We start from the raw sequence: 3,519 nt of genomic DNA on the forward strand, positions 1-3,519 counted from the left end.
ATAGTTTTGAAAATACCTATGAGTAATTTAGTAGTCGACGTTAGTCTCCAAAATAGCATAACAAGCTCTAAATTTAAAGCGACTAGAGCCCTTATTAGCTCCAAAGTTCATGATGATGCCAACGTTGACGTGCTGAATGATTTGAGCGACGAAGAAGAGTATCTGCTGGGATCGGCTTTTGATCAGGATAAAGAAAGCATCGTTCTTGCTAGTCTTAAAACCAGTTTAGGCGTTTTGGGTAGCAAGACTCCGTATGAGCTAGAGATTCCGATTTGTAAAATACAAAATATCAGCTCAAGTAAACAAATAAAGTTAGACGATAAATTTATTCCGACTTGCCTTGATATAAGCAAGCATCCGTTTATAAGACAATTTATCGATGAGATGATATATTCGACAAGACAACATAAGCAGACTTTTTTAGGCATATTTAAGGGCATAGATCAATCAAAAAACACTCTTGATTTTACTACTTATTTGACCTTAAATATGCTAAAAAAATGGAGTCTTAACTTTGCATCTATAGCAAATAGGCAAAAAATTCATCCTGAATTTTTATATGAGAAGCTAGTTGATTTTCAGGCTGATTTGACCGCCTTGAGCAACGACGATAGTTTTAGCGATTTTATAGCTTATAAACATGACGATCTAAGCACTACTTTTTCTCTACTTATTAACAACATAAGGCTGTTATTTTCCAAAGTCATCTCCCCAAAATATGTCATGGCGCGCATCGCGTCAAATGCTCACGGCTTTTTTGATTGTATGTTTGATAACGCTGGTATTATTGAAAAAGGCGAACTATTTTTGGCTGTTAGCTCTAATGTTAATAGCGATTATTTACTTAAGAATTTTAAAGAACAGTGCAAGATTCATACTCAATCTAGCATTAAAAATATAGTGGCATCCCAGCTTAACGGTCTTAATATCGAACAGGTTTCAATTATTCCAACCACTCTTCCAAGATTAAACGGGTATGTTTATTATAGACTAGACAAGAATGACAAGCTATTCAAGTCTTTTATAGGCGAGAATATTATCAGCGTATATGTCACAAATAATATAACTAACCCGGATATAAAAATGTGGGCTATACTATAAAATTTTAAAGGCCTATAGGTGCAAAGTAAAGATAATTCATTTTCTATATTGTTTGAAAGTCGACTCCAAGGGCTGGGGACAAATCAGGCCCTAGATCATGTCTTGCCGCTTTTGCTTCTAGCTAATAGAATGTCAAAGATACAAAATATTTCACAAGAGCAAATGGTTGGTTTAAAAGAGAAATTAACCAATGATATACTTAGCATAAGCTCAAAACTGGCTAGTCTTAGAATTTATGATGAAGACGATATTACTAGGCTCAGATACTGCGTCTGTGTCTTTATAGATGAGAGTCTTATGAAAAATGAACTTTTTATGAATAGTTTTTGGGCAAATAATACTCTTACTATTAGACTATTTAACGAAAATTTAGGTGGAAATAAATTTTTTGGTATAATGGAGAAATGGTTTGAAAACCCCGCAAAAAACAAAGATCTTTTGGAAGTCGTTTATGCTTGTTTAACTCTTGGGTATAGGGGCAAATACGACCTTGAGAATGATTGTAACGAAAAGATCGGATATCTTTGTGAAAGTATAGCATCAGCTATCGCCCCCTTGATAGGTAGCGATGAAGATACGTTATTTAAAAAAGCCTATAGTCCTTCTAAACCCGATAATATACTGAAAAAATTTACTTTTGGCGGAGCTAAAGCTCTTGCAATACTGATAGCTATAATAGCGGTCGCGCTTTCATTTATGTACTCAATCTATAGCCTAGATAAGGAAAACATAAAAAACAATACAAGCATTAATAATAAAATCGACGCTTTTATGAGAGATTCTAATGCCAAAATATAGTTAGCTTTATTGTATTATACAAATTTATATGACGTTTTTATATACATAAAGAGCCATGGCCAAAAATTAATTTAGTTTTATTAAACTTAAATTTTATGAAAAAATTTAAAGTGTAAATACAAATTTATATTTTATTTTTGGAACCATATTATAAATTCTACGTATTCACCTCACTACATCCGTTTCTTTTTGTATATTATTGCAACGCTCGTATATAATTCTTAGCCGAAATAGCCAAGAATGCCGAACGAGAAATGCCGAGTTCTTTTGCGGCGGCATCTATCTCTTGCATTACATTTTTCATAGTAATAGCATAGCTTTTTGTTTTAATACTAAGCGACCTAGGTTCTATTATTTCTTCATTATCCGATAGCATTTGGGCTAGCGCGTCTTTAAAAGCGCTTTTTAAATCGCTTATAGCTTCGGCCTCGTTGTTGCCGGCACCTTTGATATATTCATACTCCTTGTAGTAAGCATAATAGTAAAACGTATCGTCAAAGTTTGTATCCTTTACGACGAATGCAATATAGGGTAAATTTAGGTAGTAGTTTAAATTTCTTACGACCGGCATATTATATCGCCAATGCTTTTCTGGCAAGCTCGCTAAGCCACGCCGAACGGTTGTTCGTAACGGAGTCAATTGCGTTTAAAACGCTTTTTGGTATAGTTAAATTTATGCGAACTTTGGCGTTTTCATCGATTGGCTCTGGTATATTTATACCGTCAGCAAGTGCTGTTTCTATCGTAAATTTAAAAGCTTCTTCAAGCTCGGCAAGGGCTTCTTCTTTGCTTTCGCCATCACCATAAAAAAACGCAATGTTATTAAGTTCAGGCATAAATGCACCCCAGCCACCACCTTGATTTTGTGGTATTTTTTTAAGCTCTATCTTATACGGCAGGTTTAGATAGTAGTCCAAATTTTTCATTGTTTGTCCTTTATGGCGTCCAAAACTAGCTTGACATAATACGTTTTCATCGGCTTTTTATATGGCAAAGTAAGCAAAATTTTACCATTTGTGAATTGATGATGTGAGCCTTTTATGCCATGTAAATTAAAGCCATTATTTAAAAGCAACTTTTCAAGCACTTCAAATTTTACATTTTTAGGATTGTTTTCGCTCTTTTAATAATTTGTCATTTTTACTCAAATTTTTGCCTTTTATATGTATATTATACATACTTTTTTGCTTACATCACCCTTTTCATCTCTTTTTTGACCATATCCCCAGTAGCGTCGGCGTATATCATCGTTGTCTGTATCTTTTTGTGCCTAAGAGCCTTTTGGATAACGCCCAAATTCGTATTTTTCTCAACCATATTCATAGCAAAAGAGTGTCTTAGTATATGACAACCCCTTTTATTTACTATGCCGCACTTTCTGTATATGCGAGCTAGTAAAGAATAAACGTTTTGTCTGGAAATTGGTTTATCGCTACACCCACTGGTAAAGATATAATTTTCAGGGAGATTAATACTTAACAATCTCTCAAAATCAGCCTTTATATAGCTTTTTGCTATATAAGCCGTTTGATACTCTCCGCCTTTTGCTAGTATATTTATATCGTAAAATTCTCCGTCGTCGCTCTCTTGAAAATCGCTAAATTTTAAATTTAATGCCTC

General features: G+C 34.0%; 6 protein-coding genes. 2 read left to right on the top strand and 4 right to left on the bottom strand.

The features are described from left to right. A partial coding sequence (gene tssK, locus Q0200_RS07180; RefSeq protein WP_297939613.1) for a type VI secretion system baseplate subunit TssK occupies positions 1-1,101 on the top strand: 1,101 nt, incomplete at its 5' end. Between the two features lie 18 nt (positions 1,102-1,119). Further along, positions 1,120-1,899 carry a type IVB secretion system protein IcmH/DotU gene (gene icmH / locus Q0200_RS07185; protein WP_297939616.1) on the top strand — a complete coding sequence of 260 codons (780 nt, stop codon included), beginning with the start codon at positions 1,120-1,122 and terminating at the stop codon, positions 1,897-1,899. A gap of 196 nt (positions 1,900-2,095) precedes the next feature. On the opposite strand, the gene Q0200_RS07190 is transcribed toward icmH, so the two are convergent. The 4 genes from Q0200_RS07190 to Q0200_RS07205 all read right to left on the bottom strand — a co-directional run. Further along, entirely contained in the window at positions 2,096-2,470 is a 375-nt protein-coding gene (locus tag Q0200_RS07190) for a type II toxin-antitoxin system HicB family antitoxin (RefSeq protein ID WP_297939619.1), read from the bottom strand. Between the two features lies 1 nt (position 2,471). After that, positions 2,472-2,825, bottom strand: coding sequence for a type II toxin-antitoxin system HicB family antitoxin (locus Q0200_RS07195; protein WP_297939622.1), 354 nt, complete (start codon positions 2,823-2,825; stop codon positions 2,472-2,474). Further along, the gene (locus Q0200_RS07200) at positions 2,822-2,986 is read right to left on the bottom strand and encodes a type II toxin-antitoxin system HicA family toxin (protein ID WP_297939624.1); all 165 of its coding nucleotides are present in this window, start codon (positions 2,984-2,986) and stop codon (positions 2,822-2,824) included. The genes Q0200_RS07195 and Q0200_RS07200 overlap by 4 nt, the downstream gene beginning before the upstream one ends. A gap of 101 nt (positions 2,987-3,087) precedes the next feature. Further along, a partial coding sequence (locus Q0200_RS07205; RefSeq protein ID WP_297939626.1) for a tyrosine-type recombinase/integrase occupies positions 3,088-3,519 on the bottom strand: 432 nt, incomplete at its 5' end.

Origin of the sequence: uncultured Campylobacter sp. (assembly GCF_938045225.1) — a bacterium.
GTDB lineage: Bacteria > Campylobacterota > Campylobacteria > Campylobacterales > Campylobacteraceae > Campylobacter_A.